Source organism: Microbacterium sp. H37-C3 (genome assembly GCF_027157935.1).
Lineage (GTDB): Bacteria > Actinomycetota > Actinomycetes > Actinomycetales > Microbacteriaceae > Microbacterium > Microbacterium plantarum.
On sequence record NZ_JAPVLR010000002.1, the window covers coordinates 116000 to 131854 of the forward strand.

The following is a 15855-nucleotide window of genomic DNA, read 5'->3' on the forward strand; positions in this document are numbered from 1 at the left end:
GTCAGTGATCCTCGCGACGGTCCGCGGCGTCCTCGACCGGGGCGGCCTCGGGTGCTGCCTCGCTTGCGACCTCGGGCGTGCTGCTGCCGGCGACGTCGGTGGCCGCGGGGGCGGAGCGCCGCAGGACGGTGAGGTCGCCCGAGACCGAGTTGGTGCGGACGTCTACGAAGGAGCCGCTGAGCTCGCCGGTCGAACCGGTGAAGCTCGTGAGCGGGCCGGCGCCCTGTCCGGAGCGCACGACGCCGTCGATGAGCACGCGTCCGCTGACGCTGCGCACCTGGTAGTTCGCGGGCAGGCTCTCGTCGAGGCGAACCGTCGCGTCGCCACCCACGGTGTGGAGCGTGATCGACTGGATCGGGCCGGACGAGTCGACGAGCATGGCGCCCGACACCGTGTCGATGTCGGCCGCGCGCAGGGTGCCGATAGCCGACACGTCGCCCGACACGGACTTCGCGGTGAGCGCACCGGTCAGCTCGCGGGCCTGCACGTCGCCCGAGACCGCGTTCGCGTTCACATCACCCGTGATCCCGTCGATGATGATGTCGCCCGAGACGGTGTTGACCCGCGCATCGGCCGTGAGGCCCGACACGAGCGCGCTCGCGCTGACGACGCCGAGCGTGAGGTCCGTGCCGCGGGGGACGGCGACGCTGATCTCGGCCTTCGGGCCGGAGGAGCCGAAGTTGCGGAACACCTGCGTGAAGTTGTCCCAGCGCAACTGCGGGTGGTCGATCTCCACGACGTCGCCGGTCGCCTCGATGCGCAGGTCCTTACCGGTGACGGCGTGCACCTCGATGCGGACGCCGGGCTCGTCGTGGGCGACGATGTCGATCTGGCCCCCGACCATGCTCACCTTGAGCTTCCGAATGTCGTCGATGTCGATCACCCGGGTCTCCTCCGGGTGGACGATCCATTTCTGCAGTGTCATGGCGTTCCCTCTCCTCTGGCGACGGTCGTCGCGCATGATCGCGATATATCGCGTCTGCTGACGGTAACACGATATATCGCGACTCGTCTAGAGTCGATGGGCCGTTCGTTCGCTGCTTCGGGAAATGCAGAACGCCCCCACCCGAAGGCGGAGGCGTTCGCGCAGCGCGGCGGTCAGACGCGCTTGTTGCCGCTGATCACTCGGAAGAGGAACGCGATGAGCGCGATCACACCGACGATCAGGGCGACCCAGAGCAGCCAGCTCAGTGCGCTGTTCAGGCCACTGACGATCGCGAGCACGATCGCAACGACGATGATGATGATGAGGAAGATGTTCATGGGGGCTCCTTGTCTGTCTCCCAATGTCCGTCCCACTGCGAGACGTTCCGACCCCGTGAAGGGCTGACCGCAACGTTAGAGAATGCCGAGCGTGAGTGCCGAGGCCTTGACGACGGATTCGCCGTGGTGGTATTCCACTAGGCGCCGACCCGACGCACATGGTCGTCTCGGCGGCGAGGAAGGCGCCCTTTGTGACGGGTCACGGTCGGACGGCGGGTGGGGTGGGGTGGGGTTAGGGCCTCTCGCGAACGCCTGTCAAGCACCTGCGGCGACCCTCGCGACGGTCGTAGCGTCAGCCTGACGAAGAGGGGAGACCGCCATGCCACAGGGACGCGGATCGAACAGTCTCAAAGACCCCGAGCTCTACGAGGAGCTGCGCGAGGACGGCGCCTCGAAAGAGAAGGCCGCCCGCATCTCGAACGCCGCCGCCCGCGACGGCCGCAAGAAGGTCGGCAGCCGCGGTGGACAGTCGGGCGACTACGAGGACTGGACCGTCGACGAGCTGAAGAAGCGCGCCAAGGAACTCGGCATCTCCGGGTACTCCGGCAAGAAGAAGGCGCAGATCATCTCGATGCTGCGCAACCACTGAGGTGGCCCGACTCGTCCGGGTCCGGCCCGATGTCGATGCCGGCATCCGGCGCATCCGCTCAGGCAAGGGCTTCCGGTACACGGATGCCGACGGCGGGGCGGTCGGGCGGCGCGACCTCGCCCGCATCCGCAGCATCGTCATCCCGCCCGCCTGGAAGGACGTCTGGATCTGCGCGGATCCGCAGGGGCACATCCAGGTCGTCGGAACCGACGATGCGGGTCGTCGACAGTACATCTACCACCCCGATTGGACGCGCAGTCGTGACAAGGGCAAGTACGCCCGAGCGCTGCAGCTCGCCGAATCCCTGCCACGTGCCCGCTCGCGTGCGACCGCCTCGTTGCGACGCGCCGACCTCGATCGCGAGCGCGTCCTCGCCGCGGCATTCCGGCTGCTCGACCGGTCGGCGCTGCGCATCGGTTCGCAGCGCTACCTGCTGCAGCACGGCAGCCGCGGGCTGACGACGCTGAGACGTCGCGACGCCTCCGTGGCCGACACCGTCGTGAGCCTGGCTTTCTCGGGCAAGAGCGGACAGCGCCAGGCGCTCGAGATCCCCGACCCGGACCTCGCCACGGCCATCATGCTCCTGATCGAGGGGCGCCCCTCGTCGCCGCTGCTCGCGTGGCAGCGGCAGCGCCGGCGGGTTCCACTCACCCCGAACGACGTCAACGCCTACGTGCGTGCGCTGACGGGCGGCCCGTTCACCGCCAAGGACTTCCGCACTCTTCGCGGCACCGTCATCGCGGCGGACGCCCTCGCACGCATCGGCATCGCTGAGACGGCCCGGGCAGTGCATCAGGCGGAGGTCGAAGCCGTGCGCGCCGCCGCGACGGCGCTGGGGAACACCCCCGCGGTCGCGCGCAGCTCGTACATCGACCCGCGCGTGTTCGAACGATATCGCTCGGGGATGCTGCTCGACACGACGGTCTCGCCCGAGACGGCCATCCGTTCGCTCGTCCTCGGCTGACGCGCGGCTCGCGCGAGCACGCCGAACCGCAACATCCGACCGCAACGCCGAAACGGCCCGGGCCGCGCGAGGCGACACCGGGCCGTTCGAGAGCGGGCGATGCGTCAGCGGCGCTTGCTCTCGCCCGAGGTGAGGAGGGCGTCGGCCTTCGAGCTGAAGAACCGGGTCGCCCACATCATGACGGCGGCGAGGAACGCGAACAGGCCCAGCGACACCACGCCCCAGGCGCCGCTCTCGGTCGGGACGGCCTCGTTGATCCCCGTGCGCATGATCGGGGCGACGAATCCGCCCAGGTTGCCGAGGGAGTTGATGAGACCGATACCGGCCGCAGCGGCCGCCCCGGTGAGGAACGAGGTCGGGAACGACCACGTGATGGGGCCCGTCGAGAGGAACGCCGCGACCGCCACGGTGATCGCGATGATGCCGAGCAGGCCCTGTCCGTTGGCCCCGGCCCACGCCGAGACCAGGATGGCCGAGCCCGTCACGAGGAAGAACAGCGCACCCCAGACGCGACGCCGGCGAACCGTGTCGGCGTGCTTGCCGACGTAGTAGCAGGCGAACAGGCCGACCGCCCACGGTATGGCGGACACGAGGCCCACCTGCCAGCCGACCGATTCTCCGATGAGGTTCGACACCTGCTGCGGCAGGTAGAACGTCGTGCCGTAGACGGCGATCTGCAGGCAGAAGTAGATGACCGTGAAGTACCAGACCTTCCAGCTGATGAGCGCCGCGCCGATGCCGCGGGGCCCATCGGATTCCTTCACCGTGTCTTCGTGCTCCATCACCGCCTTCAGTGCGGCCTTCTCGTCGTCGTCGAGGAACTTCGCCTTCTGCGGCGAATCGACGAGGAAGAACAGGGCCGCGATACCGGCGACGACCGCCATCATGCCCTCGACGAAGAACATCACCTGCCAGCCGGCCCAGGGGGTGACCTGGTCGCCGATGCTGATCAGGCCGCCCGACAGCGGGGCGCCGAGCATCTGCGAGAAGGGCTGCGCGAGGTAGAACAGCGCGAACATCTGCACGCGGCGCTTGTTGGGGAACCACTGCGCGAGGAACATGATCACGCCGGGGAACAGGCCGGCCTCCGTCACGCCCAGGAGGAAGCGCAGCACGATGAACATCGTCTCGCCGTTGACGAAGGCGAACAGCGAGGCGACGATGCCCCAGGTGACGGCGATCCGGGCGAGCCAGAAGCGCGCGCCGAACTTGTCGAGCAGCAGGTTCGAGGGGATCTCGAAGAGGGCGTATCCGATGAAGAAGATGCCGGCTCCGAGGGCGTAGGCACCCGCCGAGATGCCTCGGTCGACCTCGAGGGCGGACTCGGCGAACCCGACGTTCGTGCGGTCGAGGAACGCGACGAAGTACAGGATGATCAGCATCGGCATGAGCCGGTAGGTGGCCTTCTTGATGCCGCTCGCCAGGTGCGGGCTGCTCAGCAGCTCATTCGCGACCGTGACGTTGGCCCGCGTCGCGGGACCGTAGTCCGATGAGGACACAGTGACTCTCCTTCGAGTTCGTGTGAGGTGTTACGGGGTGACGAGGTAGCGGCTCAGCCGCCGAGTGAGGGAATGATCAGGACGAGGCCGACGACCACGCAGATCACCCCGATGGCCAGGAACCCGAGGCGTCCGCGGGACCAGTTGCGGTTCACGGGAGCCTCAGTGCATGTAGAGGCCACCGTCGACGTTCAGGGTCTGGCCCGTCACGAATCCGGCGTCCTCGCTGATCAGGTACGCCACCGCCGCGGCGATGTCGGTGGGGGTGCCGATGCGCGGCAGGACGCCGTCGGCGGCCATCGCCGTCTTGCGCTCCTCCGTCAGCGTTCCGCCCATGATGTCGGTGTCGATCGGGCCGGGCGAGATGACGTTCGCCGTGATGCCGAGCGGCCCGAGCTCCCGCGCGACGGAGCGCATCAGACCGATCACGCCCGCCTTCGCCGCCGAGTAAGGCGTCTTCGAGAAGGTGCCGCCTCCTCGCTGCGCCGACACCGACGAGATGCCCACAAGGCGGCCCACGCCGTTCGCGACGAGCGTCCGGGCGACGCGCTGCGTGACCCAGTGCACGCCGTCGAGGTTGATCGACTCGACACGGTGCCATTCCTCGGGGGTGACCTCGAGGTAGGGGATCGGGGAGGAGACGCCGGCGAAGTTCACGAGGGCGACGATCTGGGGCAGCGAGGCCTCAAGAGCGTCGATCGCGGCGACGGCCTGCTCGCGGTCGGCGACGTTCGCGCCGACGCCGACGGCCCGCACGCCGTGGGCCTCGGCGACCTCGGCGGCGGTGCGCTCGGCGGCCGCGGCGTCGACGTCGACGATGCCGATGTGCCAGCCGCGCTCGGCCAGGTGGAAGGCGGTCGTGCGGCCGATGCCCCGGGGGCTCGCGGCGCCGGTCAGGATGACGGTGCGCTCAGCGGGGAAGACGGATGCCATGGCGTGTTCTCTCAGTCCTGTGCGGGGTGGATGGGGGCGGGGCCGAGCTCGTCGATGAGCTTCTTCATTGCCACGTACGCCTTGTTGCGGTAGGCGATGAGCTCGGGCGTGCGCTCGGCGGGGACGTCGAGGAACCCCGCGCCGGATTTCGTGCCGAGCTTCCCGGCCGAGACGAGCTGGTCGAGGATGGGCGGTGTCGCGAACCGCTCGGGGAACTCCGTCTGCAGCGACGCGTAGCAGAAGGCGTACACGTCGAGTCCGGCCATGTCGGCGATCGCGAACGGCCCGAAGAAGGGCAGGCGGAAGCCGAAGGTCGTGCGCACGATGGTGTCGATGTCCTCCGGAGTGGCGACGCCCTCCTCGACCAGCTGCGTCGCCTCGTGGAAGAGCGCGTACTGCAGGCGGTTGAGCACGAACCCGGTCGCATCCTTCACGCGTGCGGTCTCCTTGCCCGTCGCGGCGACGATGGCCTCGACGACGGGGAGGACCGACTCGTCGGTGCCGGCGTGCGGGATCAGCTCGACGCCGGGAATGAAGGGGGCGGGGTTCGAGAAGTGCACGCCGAGGAACCGGCTCGGCTCAATCACGGCCTCAGCCAGGCGGCCGATGAGGATCGTCGAGGTGTTGCTGCCGATGATCGCGTCGGGCGCGGCCGCAGCCGAGATGCGGCGGAGGGTCGCGTGCTTGATCTCGATCTTCTCGGGCACGGCCTCCTCGATGAAGGAGGCGGCGGCGACGGCATCCTCGATCGTCATCGCCGTGATGCGCTCGGCGATGACGGCGCTGGCGTCGGCGGGGAACAGGCCGTCGGCGGCGAACTGCGCGGCCTCGGCGATGAGGCGGTCGCGGTTGCCGCGGGCGACCTCGATGTCGACGTCGGCGATGCGCACGTCGGCGCCCGACAGGGCGAGCGACTGCGCGATGCCGCCGCCCATGTAGCCGCTGCCCACCACCGCGTACACGGGGCGTTCGTTCTCGGTCATGACGTTCTCCTCGTCGGTGTCGGTCAGGCTCCGGCGGTCGCCGGAAGCAGGGAGGTCAGGTAGTCGCGGTTGCGGGCGCACACCCCGAGGCTGTCGCCGCCGTACTGCTCCATGAGGAACGGGCCGCGGAACCCGAGCTCGAGCGCGCGGGCGACCATCGCCCGGTAGTTGATGAGGCCGAGCTCCATGCTCGTCGGCGTCGAGGTCTGCCAGCTGCCGTCGGCCGCCTCGTCGCGCGCGTAGTTCTTCATGTGCCAGTAGTTCGCGTAGGGGAGGGTCTTCTCGTGCATCTCGCGCCAGTCCTCGATGGGACGGTGCAGGCGCACGAGGTTGCCGATGTCGGGGTTGAGGCCCACGTTGTCGAGCCCGATCTCCTCGATGAGGCGCACCGCGCTGTCGGCGGTGCCGAGGTAGGTGTCCTCATACATCTCCAGCGACATCGGCAGGCCGACGGATGCCGCATGCTCGCCCAGTTCGCGCAGGCGTCGGACCGCGAGTGCGCGGGTGTCGGCGTCATCGGGGTCGACCGGGCCCGGCGCGGTCCAGAACCACAGAGCGGCGCGCTGGGCCTCGCTGAAGGGCTGATGGAGTCCGGTCGAGAACACGCTCATGCCGAGTTCGGCCGCCGCGTCGATCGCGCGGTGCGCGTACGCGAGGTTCTCCTCGCCCTTGCCCGACTGGATGACGCTCTGTCGCTGCACGTGCACCGAGACGAGCTCGACCCCGTGGCTCGTCGCGATGGACTTCAGCTCGGCCCGGCGGGACGCGGTCAGCTCAGACGGGCGGATGTGGCTGTCCGCGATCTCGATCGCTGTGAAGCCGAGCCGCTCGACCTGCGAGAACACGCCGTCCCAGGTCTCGGCGTCGGCGTCGTGCAGGCGGGTCCCATCCGCGGCGACGGGGGAGAAGCCGTGCATGCAGACCGCGATCGGGCCGGGCGTAGGGGCGGACGGGTGCGACGTTGCGTTCATGACGACTCCATTGGCGAGCGTGTCAGACGAGGACTCCCGTAGATCCTATAGGAAATAGAGAACGCTGCAAGAGGGAGTTCGAGGCGGGGGGTCAGGCCTGTTCGAGTCCGAGCGATCGCTGGCGCACCTGCTCGAGGTGGTGCAGCATCGACCGCTCGGGAGCGTCGGGGTCGCCCGTTGCGAACGCGTCGACGAGAGCCTCGTGCTCGGCGATCGCCTCGCGCACGTCGGTCACACCGTGTCGGACCGACTGCCGCATCCGGTGCAGCTGGGCTCCGAGGGTCTCGGACATCTCGGTGAGATACCGGTTGCCGCAGTGGTCGAACACGACCCGATGGAACGCGGCGTCCGCGACGAAGTAGGCCGCGGTCAGCTCGAGGTCGGCCGCGCCGGCGTTCAGAGCCTCGATGACACGCTTGCCGATGCTGCGGTGCTCCTCCTCCGCGGCGCGCAACTCGTCGATCATCTCGGGCGAGGCGGGCGTCGCGAGACGCGTGGCATGCGTCTCGAGCATGATGCGGGCGTCGAAGAGCTCGCGCAGCTGATCGAGTCCGAGGGGCGGGGCGACTCGGTAGCCGCGCAGCGCCTCGCGCGTGACGAGACCCGTGCGCTCGAGCTGCACGAGCGCTTCGCGCACCGGGGTCTGCGACACGTCCAGCTGACGCGCGATCGTGTCGATCGACAGGCGGCGGCCGGGAACCGCCTCGCCGCTGAGCAGCAGCTGGAGGATGCGCTCGTAGACGTGGTCGCGCAGGCCCCGCCGCTCGATCGTCGCATCGAGTCCCCGCAGGTTGCCATCCCGTGATGCGGTCATCGTCCCTCTTCCGGTTCGCACGGAGCGCGCCTCACCCCGAGAGGGCCTCCACCTCATCGAGGATGTCACGAACTGCGCGCGGGTCGTGCGCGAACCGGCCGAGGAACAGGCCGTCGACGGCGTCGGAGATGGTGGAGAGCAGACCGGGCCCCGCACTGCCGCCGTAGATGATCGAGACCTCGCGGTCGGCGTCGTCGATTCGAGATCTCAGTCCCGAGCAGACCGACCGGATGTGTTCGGATGTCGCGGGCGCCGGCGCCCCGATCGCCCAGAGCGGCTCGTAGGCGATGACCACCGCGCCGCTCGCGCCCGCCTCGTCGGCATCGGCGAGGGCGCTGCGCACCTGCTGCGCGCAGGTAGCGATCGCAGCGTCGATCCCCGCCTCGTCCTCCTCGCCGACGCAGACGACCGGGGTGAGACCGTTCCGCAGCGCCGCATGAGTCTTCGCGGACACCACGCTCTCGGTCTCGCCGAACAGGCGACGACGCTCGGCATGCCCGACCTCGGCGTAGCGGCATCCGAGCTCGGCCAGGACCGCGCCCGAGACCTCGCCGGTGTAGGCGCCGGTGTCATGCACGGCGAGGTCCTGCGCCCCGACCACGAGCCGCCCCGCGCGCTCGAGCGCGCCGGGGATCGAGGGGAACTGGGGCGCGACGAAAGCCGCGACGCGATTGCGTGCGGGGTGCTCGTCGAGGATCGCCGCGACCTCCGAGACCCAGGTCAGCGTGCGGGCGTGCGAGAAATAGGTCTTGAGGCTCGCGCCGATGATCATCGGGCGGACCTCACCCCTCTTCGTATGCGCAGATCTCGCGCACCTTCTCGGCCGAGGCGCTCGAGGTGTCGAAGGTGTAGGTGAGCCATTCCGCCGCGAGGCGCCGTGCCAGCTCGATCCCCACGACGCGCTGGCCCATGCACAGCACCTGGGCGTCGTTCGACAGGATCGACCGCTCGACCGAGTACGAGTCGTGCGCCGTGACGGCGCGGATGCCGGTGACCTTGTTCGCCGCGATCGCGACGCCGAGCCCCGTGCCGCAGATGAGGATCGCGCGATCGGCCTCGCCGTCGCGCACACGCTCCGCGGCGGCGGTCGCGACTGCCGGATAGTTGGTGTGGCTGTCGGCGTCGTCGCCGACGTCGATGACCTCGGCGACGAGGGGGTTCGCCTCCAGGTCGGCCTTGATGCGTTCCTTGTACTCGTAGCCGGCGTCATCCGAGCCGACGATCAGTCGCAGTGCCATGTCAGGCGTCCTCCTTCAGGACATCGAGAACCGTGCGGGTGACCAGCGCGAACGAGACCGCGCCGGGATCGGGGGTGCCGAGACTGCGGTCGCCGTGCGTACGGGCGCGGCCGAGTCGGGCGGTGAGCTGGGCGGTCGCCTCGGCGGCGGCCTGTGCGGCGTCGGCGGCCGTCGCCCACGCGTCGAGCAGGGCATCGCCCTGAGCGAGTCGGTCGCGGAGCGTGTCGGCGAAGGGAACGATCGCGTCGATCATCGTCTTGTCGCCGACCGTGGCCTTGCCGAACGACATCACGGCATCCTTCATGCGTCCCACGCCCGCGGACAGGGCCGAGGCGTCGACTGCGTCGTCATCGCCGAGGGCGGCGCCGAGGTCGACGAGCATCTCGCCCCAGATCGCGCCCGACGTGCCGCCGCCCTTGTCAGCCCACGCGTCGCCTGCGTGCTGCAGTGCCGTTCGCGCGCCCGCGCCGGCGGTGACGGCACGTGAGGCGGCGGCCGCGGCCGCGCGACTGCCGCGCTGCATGCCGATGCCGTGGTCGCCGTCGCCCGCGATGCGGTCGATGCGTCCGAGCTCGTCGGCCTGGTCATCGAGCATCGCCGCGACGGCGTCGAGCGCGTGAGCGACGACGGCGGCCGCGCGTCGCGACTCTTCCCCGGCCGGCCCGATCGTCTCGGTCTCATCATCGTCGTCGGCGACGGTCGTCACCACGACGCGGCCGTCGACCGAGCCTCGACGGAATGCGGGGGTATCGCACGACGCGTGCCACAGCCGGTCGAGCTCGTCGTCGAGCCAGAGGAGGGTGAGCGAGACGCCGGCCATGTCGAAGCTCGTGCAGAACTCGCCGACTTCGGGCGAAACGACCTCGACTCCCGCTTCGGTCAGCAACCGATCGACGGCGCCGTAAACGACGTAGAGCTCCTCGTACTTCACCGAGCCGAGTCCGTTCAGGATCGGCACCACGCGACCGGTCGGGGCGGTGTCGTCGGGCCGCTCAGCGAGCAGCCGCTCGACGAGCAGCTGCGCGAGCTCGGCCGCAGTGGGGATGTCGACCTCGTCGATGCCGGGTTCACCGTGGATGCCGAGGCCTACGGCCATGCGTCCCTGCGGCACGGTGAAGAGCGGCTCGGTCGCGCCCGGGAGGGTGCAGCCGCCGAAGGCGACACCGAGAGAGCGGGTGCGGTCGTTGGCGAGCCGCGCCAGGCGCTCGACGTCGTCGAGGTCGTGGCCCTCCTCCGCGGCCGCGCCGGCGATCTTGAAGACGACGAGGTCGCCGGCGATGCCGCGGCGCTTCTCACGCTCGTGCGGGGGAGCGCTGGAGATGTCGTCGGTCACCGTCACGGTGCGGCAGTCGATGCCCGCCTCGCGGAGACGGTCCTGAGCCTGGGTGAAGTGCAGGACGTCGCCGGCATAGTTGCCGTAGCTGAGGAGCACTCCGCGACCCTCGTGCGCGGCCTTCGCCACAGATCGCACCTGGTGGGCCGACGGCGACGCGAACAGATTGCCCATCACGGCGCCATGCGCGAGCCCGGGACCGACGAGCCCGGCGAAGGCGGGGTAGTGGCCGCTGCCGCCCCCCACGACGACAGCGACCGTGGGCTCCGCGCCGCGGGTCGAGCGGACGACACCTCCCGTGACGGGGCGGACCCACCGGCCGGAGGCCGCGACGAAACCGGCGACGGAGTCCTCGACGAACTCGTCGGGGTCATTGAACAGACGCGTCATTGCGTTCTCCTCTGCGATGGGGGAGCGAACCTTTCGTCGATCCTATAGGAAACGCGCCGGGTCGCGACCCGAAGCCGCGGCATCCGCCGAAGCCGGCGCCGGTGCTCTTCGATGCGACGCGTCGGCGTCTCGACCGTCCCCGACGCCGTGATGCGGCGGGTGGACGCGCTGGGGAAGCCCACCTGAGCGAAAGAATATGAGCAGTTTTAGCTCGACATCAGATTCCAGCCGCGCGACGTTTCTGCATTAGCTCGCGCATCCCTTCTGTATCACGAAAACAAAAAAGACATTATGTATAACGAAAACGTCGTGCCCTCAGGAGAGGCCGTGATTAGCATCGAGACAGGTGGGGCCGGTCTACCGCCCACCAGCGGCGCAGTGGTGGCTATCGCCGCGGGAGTCGTGCTGGCGAATGGCCGCCGGCAGGACCTGGACGCCTGACAAGACACGCGATTCGTCGCCGCACCAAGCTTCGAACAACCCCGAGGAACAGAACTATGGTCACATCCCGTGTCAGAGCGGTGCCGCAGGAACCGGCACGTTCGCATCCGTCACGCCTGCGAACGCGGTTGAGGAAGCTCAGTGCGGCTTCTCTGGCAGTGGTGGTTCTGAGTGGCCTCGCCGCCGCGCAGGCCCCCGCGCCGGCTCAGGCCGCCACCGTCTACCAGATCGAGGGGGCATGGGGAGCGAACACTCCGACCACGGTCAAGACCGGTGACGTGGTCAGCACGACGTGGCGTTACAACGTCAACGACGACGGTCCCGCACCCACGAACGATCCGGTCGACAACGTCACCCTCACCTTCGCCGCTCAGGGGGCGGTGTTCACCACTCTTCCCAGCGTATGCAAGGTCGAGGGCGTCAGTCCGGCCTCGTCGATCTCTGCAGACGGCAAGACGATGACGTGCAACGTCGGAACGCGAGACCAGGGCACCGCCGAACTCGTCATCACCGGGATGACGGTGCAGGCGAAGGACGGCGAACGCGTCACCGTTTCCGGGAGTGTGGGTGGCGTCTCTGCAGCCTTGCCTCTCCTGACCGTGAAGAATGCGTTCGCGATGGACCTGAAGTTCGACGGCACGGCGAGGAGTTACCCCAGCCAGAACGGCACATTCCAAGAGTTCGAGCTGCCGTGGTCGCTCCGCCACGGGCCCAATGGACCCGCAGGCCCGGCCTCCGTTTCGTACCGGATCCAGGTCACCGACTCGCTTAATCAGGATGTCCAGCTCTTCTCGGGTGCGGCCTGCCAGGCGTTGAACCTTGTTTTCTCCGGGTATCCGAGATCCGATAGTGTCGCTCCTGCGAGCCAACGGGCCGCATTCCCGTCATGCACGATCACGCGCGTCTCGAAGAACAACTTCACGCTCACGCTGAGCGGACTGAATTATGCGCAATCGTCCTATCCGACGCAGGACGGTGCCGGGGTCGACCTGCCTTCGGGATGGAATGTCATCGCATCGGGAAAGATCAGCATGTACTTCCCGTACACGGCCCCGGGAAATCTCACGGTGACCGCAAGCGCGCCGACATACACCGCCCCGAGTTCCGGTGCCACCTCCGCTGACGACCCCAACAACAACTCTCACTCCGTGGCCTACACGCGTGGCACCCAGACCGGCGGATGGCAGCCGCAGACCATGAGTCCGCGCCCGATCGGGAGCTACTGGGATGACACGTTCCGGCAGTTCACGGGCGGTCCGGTCCGTCAGGGCGTTGCAGTCGTTCCGACGACGGACACCACCACCAACCAGGTCTGCAGCATCCTCGACACGAGGTACGTGGAGTTCACGCAGGCTGCCGTGGGTCGGCCCGTCAGTGGCGGGACGATCACACCCGATCCGAACGTCACCGAGTGGTACTACGTGGGCGCCGACCCGCTGGTGAATCCCAATAGCACCTCCTACAATCCGAACGCATTCAATTGCGATACCGGCTGGGGAAGCAGCGACTGGGTCTCTACCCCGCCCGCAGATCGAAGCCGGGTGAAGGCCGTCCGTGCCGCTATCGGGAATCAGAGCGGCTTCGACATGACCAATCGCCAGATGGTGATGCTGTATGTCGACTCGACGATCAAAGCAGGGGTCCGAGACGGGCAAGACATCTGGGAGTGGGGATCGTACAAGTACGGTGCGGGCAACTGGATGAACGATAACCGAGAGATGGACCCGGCCAAGAAGCCCGCCTACGGAACGGCCACACCGAACTCTCGCTACCCGTTCACCGGGGCGTTTCGGGACGTGATGCGGGTGATCGTGGCCCAGCCCACCATCGTGAAGCAGGTGGATCCGAGCGAGACGATCCCTGGCGCAACGGTCACCTACACGCTGCGCTACCGTGCCGAAGGGGCGGCGAACATCGCCGTGCCCGGCTACAAGGTGGTCGATACCCTCCCGGCGGGGATGAGCGTGGTGCCCGGCAGTGCCTCAGTGGCCCCGACCTCGGTGAACGGGCAGACCCTCACCTGGGACTTCGCAACCGTCAACACGAATACGGACTACTTCATCACTTTCCAGGCGACGATCCCGAGCACCGCTGCTCCCGGAGCGACGTTCGTGAACACGGCTTCGTCGAGCATCGGCCAGAACCGGGCGACAGCGAACGCCACGACCACGATTCGCGACGGCGGGCTGACTCTGCTCACCAAAACGGCGGAGAATGCGAAGGTCCCGCACGAAGACGGCGTCGCACGAGACTCGTGGACCGTGCGAATCACCTCAGCCGACGTCAAGCCGCAAGCGTTCACGGACACGATCGATGTGCTGCCCTACAACGGCGACGGCCGGGGAACCCGTTTCTCCGGTGGCTACCAGTTGAGCGGGCCGGTTCAGGCGGTCGCCGGCGCGACGGTTTACTACACCAGGGCTGACCCCGCAACGCTGAAAGCCGACCCTGCGGACCCCGCGAATGGGGCAGTGAACAACCCGAGCGGGAACACGGTGGGGTGGAGTACCACGTTCATGCCCGACGCGACGGCAGTGCGGGTGATCGGGCCCTCGCTGGCACCGTCCGCACAGCAGCAGTTCACCATTCCCGTCATCACCACGGGGGCAGCAGCCGAAGACGTCTATGTGAATGTCGCAGAGGCTCGTGCCGAGAGGACCAAACTCCCGATGCGCACCTCGAGCAGGTTCGAGATCGCGGCAGTCAATTCCGTTGCCCTGAAGAAGTACGTGCAGGACTCCGCCGGGGAATGGCACGACGCGCAGAACGTGGACGACTATCCCACGCACTACGCCGGGGAGACGGTGCGGTACCGCCTGGTCGTGACCAACACGGGCGACCAAGCGCTCACCGATGTGCGGATCACGGACGACCGAGTCGACCTCGCCGCGCTGAACCCCCTGCCAGACGGCCTCACCGCCGGGGCAGTGATCCCGGAGCTGCTTCCGGGCGAAGACAACGCGGTCACGATCGAGTACTCGATCGTGCTGGGTGACGAAGCCGCGGGCGGGCAGCTGATCAACAACGCATGCGCCATTCCCGCAGACACGAACGTCGACGAATCCTGCGATCCCGCAGGGATCATCGTCACGACGTCGACGCTCTCGTGGGAGAAGGTGAACGCGGGAGACACGACTGAGCATCTCGCTGGGTCCGAGTGGTCGTTGGTGCGACTCGACGCGCAGGGCAGCCCGATCGGCTCCGCGATCGCGGTGACGGATTGCACCGCAGCCGCGGCCGCCGAGTGCCGTGGCACCGATGTGAATCCGGAAGCAGGAAAGTTCACGATTTCCGGGCTCACTGCCGGGGACTATGTCCTGACGGAGACGCGCGCCCCTGCCGGGTATGTTCTCGACGACACTCCGCGTCAGATCACCGTGCGCGGTGACACGGCGTTCGAGGTCCCCATCGAGAATGTGCAGTCGGAGGTTCCGCAGTTGCCGCTCACCGGAGGCACCGGCACGTTTGCGATCTTCGTCGGGGCTGGCGCAGCTGGTCTTGGGGTTGCGCTCCTTCTGTGGGTGCAGCGGCGTCGCTCTCGCGTAGCGGGGTGAGTCTCCTTCGGGGGTGATGCTCGGCGGGTGCCCGGAGTGGCGGCATCCGCCGACCCGTCCCGGGGTCTACGGTGGCGACGTGGTCGAGCGGGCGCGCATCTCGCCGCTCACGCTGGTCCTCGTCGTGATCGGCGGTGCGGCCGGCGTCGCCGTGCGAGCCGCGCTCACTCTTCCGTTCACGGGATGGACCCACCCCCTCGCGGTGCCCGCGCTCACGCTCGGGTGCAATCTGCTCGGGTCCTTCCTGCTCGGCATCGTCGTCGGTCGCTGGGCGGTCAGCCGGCCCCGGCTCCGCGCATTCGCCGGCACCGGCGTGCTCGGCGGCTTCACGACGTACAGCGCCTTCGCCGTGCAATCGATCCAGGTCGCCACCGCCGCGCCGATCGTCGGGCTCGCGCTCATTGCCATCAGCCTCGCCGGCGGTGCCGTCGCCGCGGCACTCGGGCTCGCCCTCGGCATCCGCCGCGACGGGGATGCCGCATGAACGGGGTGAGTGCCGGGATGCTCGTTGCCCTGGTGGTCGCGGGCGGGGCGGGCGCCGGCATCCGGTACGTCCTCGATGTCCTCCTCATGCAGGGGCGCCGCGATGCCTTCCCCGTCGGCATCCTGGTGATCAACGTCACCGGTTCCGGGCTGCTGGGGCTCCTGACCGGACTCGGCACGCTCGTCGCGGCCGACTGGCTGGCTGTCCTCGGCATCGGCTTGCTGGGCGGATACACGACGTTCAGCACGGTGTCGGTCGACACGATCCAGCTGATGCGGCGCGGCCGGCGCGACTGGGCGATCGTCAACCTCGTCGGCACCTTCGCCATGGCCGTCATCGCCGCGGCGATCGGCATCGTCATCGGGGGATTGCTCCCAGGCTGAGCCCACGCCTCCGCGG

Annotated in this window: 15 protein-coding genes; 5 read left to right on the forward strand and 10 right to left on the reverse strand. The window is 68.5% G+C overall.

Annotation, left to right across the window (positions count from 1 at the left end; translation table 11 throughout):
- Position 1 precedes the first annotated feature (1 nt).
- Positions 2–925, reverse strand: coding sequence for a DUF4097 family beta strand repeat-containing protein (locus O1W71_RS05625; protein WP_269266900.1), 924 nt, complete (start codon positions 923–925; stop codon positions 2–4).
- A gap of 173 nt (positions 926–1098) precedes the next feature.
- A complete protein-coding gene (locus O1W71_RS05630; protein WP_023953086.1) occupies positions 1099–1263 on the reverse strand; it encodes a hypothetical protein in 165 nt (54 codons plus the stop codon).
- A 319-nt stretch (positions 1264–1582) separates the two neighbouring features.
- Here O1W71_RS05630 and O1W71_RS05635 point away from each other — a divergent pair, with 319 nt between their 5' ends.
- Positions 1583–1852, forward strand: coding sequence for a DUF7218 family protein (locus tag O1W71_RS05635; protein ID WP_023953083.1), 270 nt, complete (start codon positions 1583–1585; stop codon positions 1850–1852).
- 1 nt (position 1853) lies between these two features.
- A complete protein-coding gene (locus O1W71_RS05640; RefSeq protein ID WP_269266902.1) occupies positions 1854–2816 on the forward strand; it encodes a DNA topoisomerase IB in 963 nt (320 codons plus the stop codon).
- 104 nt (positions 2817–2920) lie between these two features.
- Here the strand turns inward: O1W71_RS05640 and O1W71_RS05645 are convergent, their stop codons facing one another.
- The 8 genes from O1W71_RS05645 to O1W71_RS05680 form a co-directional block, all read right to left on the reverse strand.
- Entirely contained in the window at positions 2921–4315 is a 1395-nt protein-coding gene (locus O1W71_RS05645; RefSeq protein WP_269266903.1) for an MFS transporter, read from the reverse strand.
- 162 nt (positions 4316–4477) lie between these two features.
- Positions 4478–5248, reverse strand: coding sequence for an SDR family NAD(P)-dependent oxidoreductase (locus O1W71_RS05650; RefSeq protein ID WP_269266904.1), 771 nt, complete (start codon positions 5246–5248; stop codon positions 4478–4480).
- An 11-nt stretch (positions 5249–5259) separates the two neighbouring features.
- A complete protein-coding gene (locus O1W71_RS05655) occupies positions 5260–6231 on the reverse strand; it encodes a 3-hydroxyacyl-CoA dehydrogenase family protein (protein ID WP_269266905.1) in 972 nt (323 codons plus the stop codon).
- Positions 6232–6254: 23 nt separating this feature from the next.
- Positions 6255–7202, reverse strand: coding sequence for a sugar phosphate isomerase/epimerase family protein (locus O1W71_RS05660; protein WP_269266906.1), 948 nt, complete (start codon positions 7200–7202; stop codon positions 6255–6257).
- A gap of 91 nt (positions 7203–7293) precedes the next feature.
- Positions 7294–8016, reverse strand: a complete 723-nt coding sequence (locus tag O1W71_RS05665) for a GntR family transcriptional regulator (protein ID WP_071918717.1) — start codon at positions 8014–8016, stop codon at positions 7294–7296.
- Between the two features lie 31 nt (positions 8017–8047).
- The gene (locus O1W71_RS05670) at positions 8048–8788 is read right to left on the reverse strand and encodes a triose-phosphate isomerase family protein (RefSeq protein ID WP_269266907.1); all 741 of its coding nucleotides are present in this window, start codon (positions 8786–8788) and stop codon (positions 8048–8050) included.
- A 10-nt stretch (positions 8789–8798) separates the two neighbouring features.
- Positions 8799–9254 (reverse strand): ribose-5-phosphate isomerase, encoded by a 456-nt coding sequence (locus tag O1W71_RS05675; RefSeq protein WP_269266908.1) that lies wholly within the window; start codon positions 9252–9254, stop codon positions 8799–8801.
- A 1-nt stretch (position 9255) separates the two neighbouring features.
- A complete protein-coding gene (locus O1W71_RS05680) occupies positions 9256–10977 on the reverse strand; it encodes a dihydroxyacetone kinase family protein (protein WP_269266909.1) in 1722 nt (573 codons plus the stop codon).
- A gap of 956 nt (positions 10978–11933) precedes the next feature.
- Here O1W71_RS05680 and O1W71_RS05685 point away from each other — a divergent pair.
- From O1W71_RS05685 to O1W71_RS05695, 3 genes are all read left to right on the forward strand, one after another.
- On the forward strand, positions 11934–14972 hold the full coding sequence (locus O1W71_RS05685; RefSeq protein ID WP_269266910.1) for a SpaA isopeptide-forming pilin-related protein: 3039 nt from the start codon (positions 11934–11936) through the stop codon (positions 14970–14972).
- 79 nt (positions 14973–15051) lie between these two features.
- A complete protein-coding gene (locus tag O1W71_RS05690) occupies positions 15052–15456 on the forward strand; it encodes a fluoride efflux transporter FluC (RefSeq protein WP_269266911.1) in 405 nt (134 codons plus the stop codon).
- Positions 15453–15839, forward strand: a complete 387-nt coding sequence (locus O1W71_RS05695) for a fluoride efflux transporter FluC (RefSeq protein WP_331282644.1) — start codon at positions 15453–15455, stop codon at positions 15837–15839. The genes O1W71_RS05690 and O1W71_RS05695 overlap by 4 nt, the downstream gene beginning before the upstream one ends.
- Positions 15840–15855: the final 16 nt, after the last annotated feature.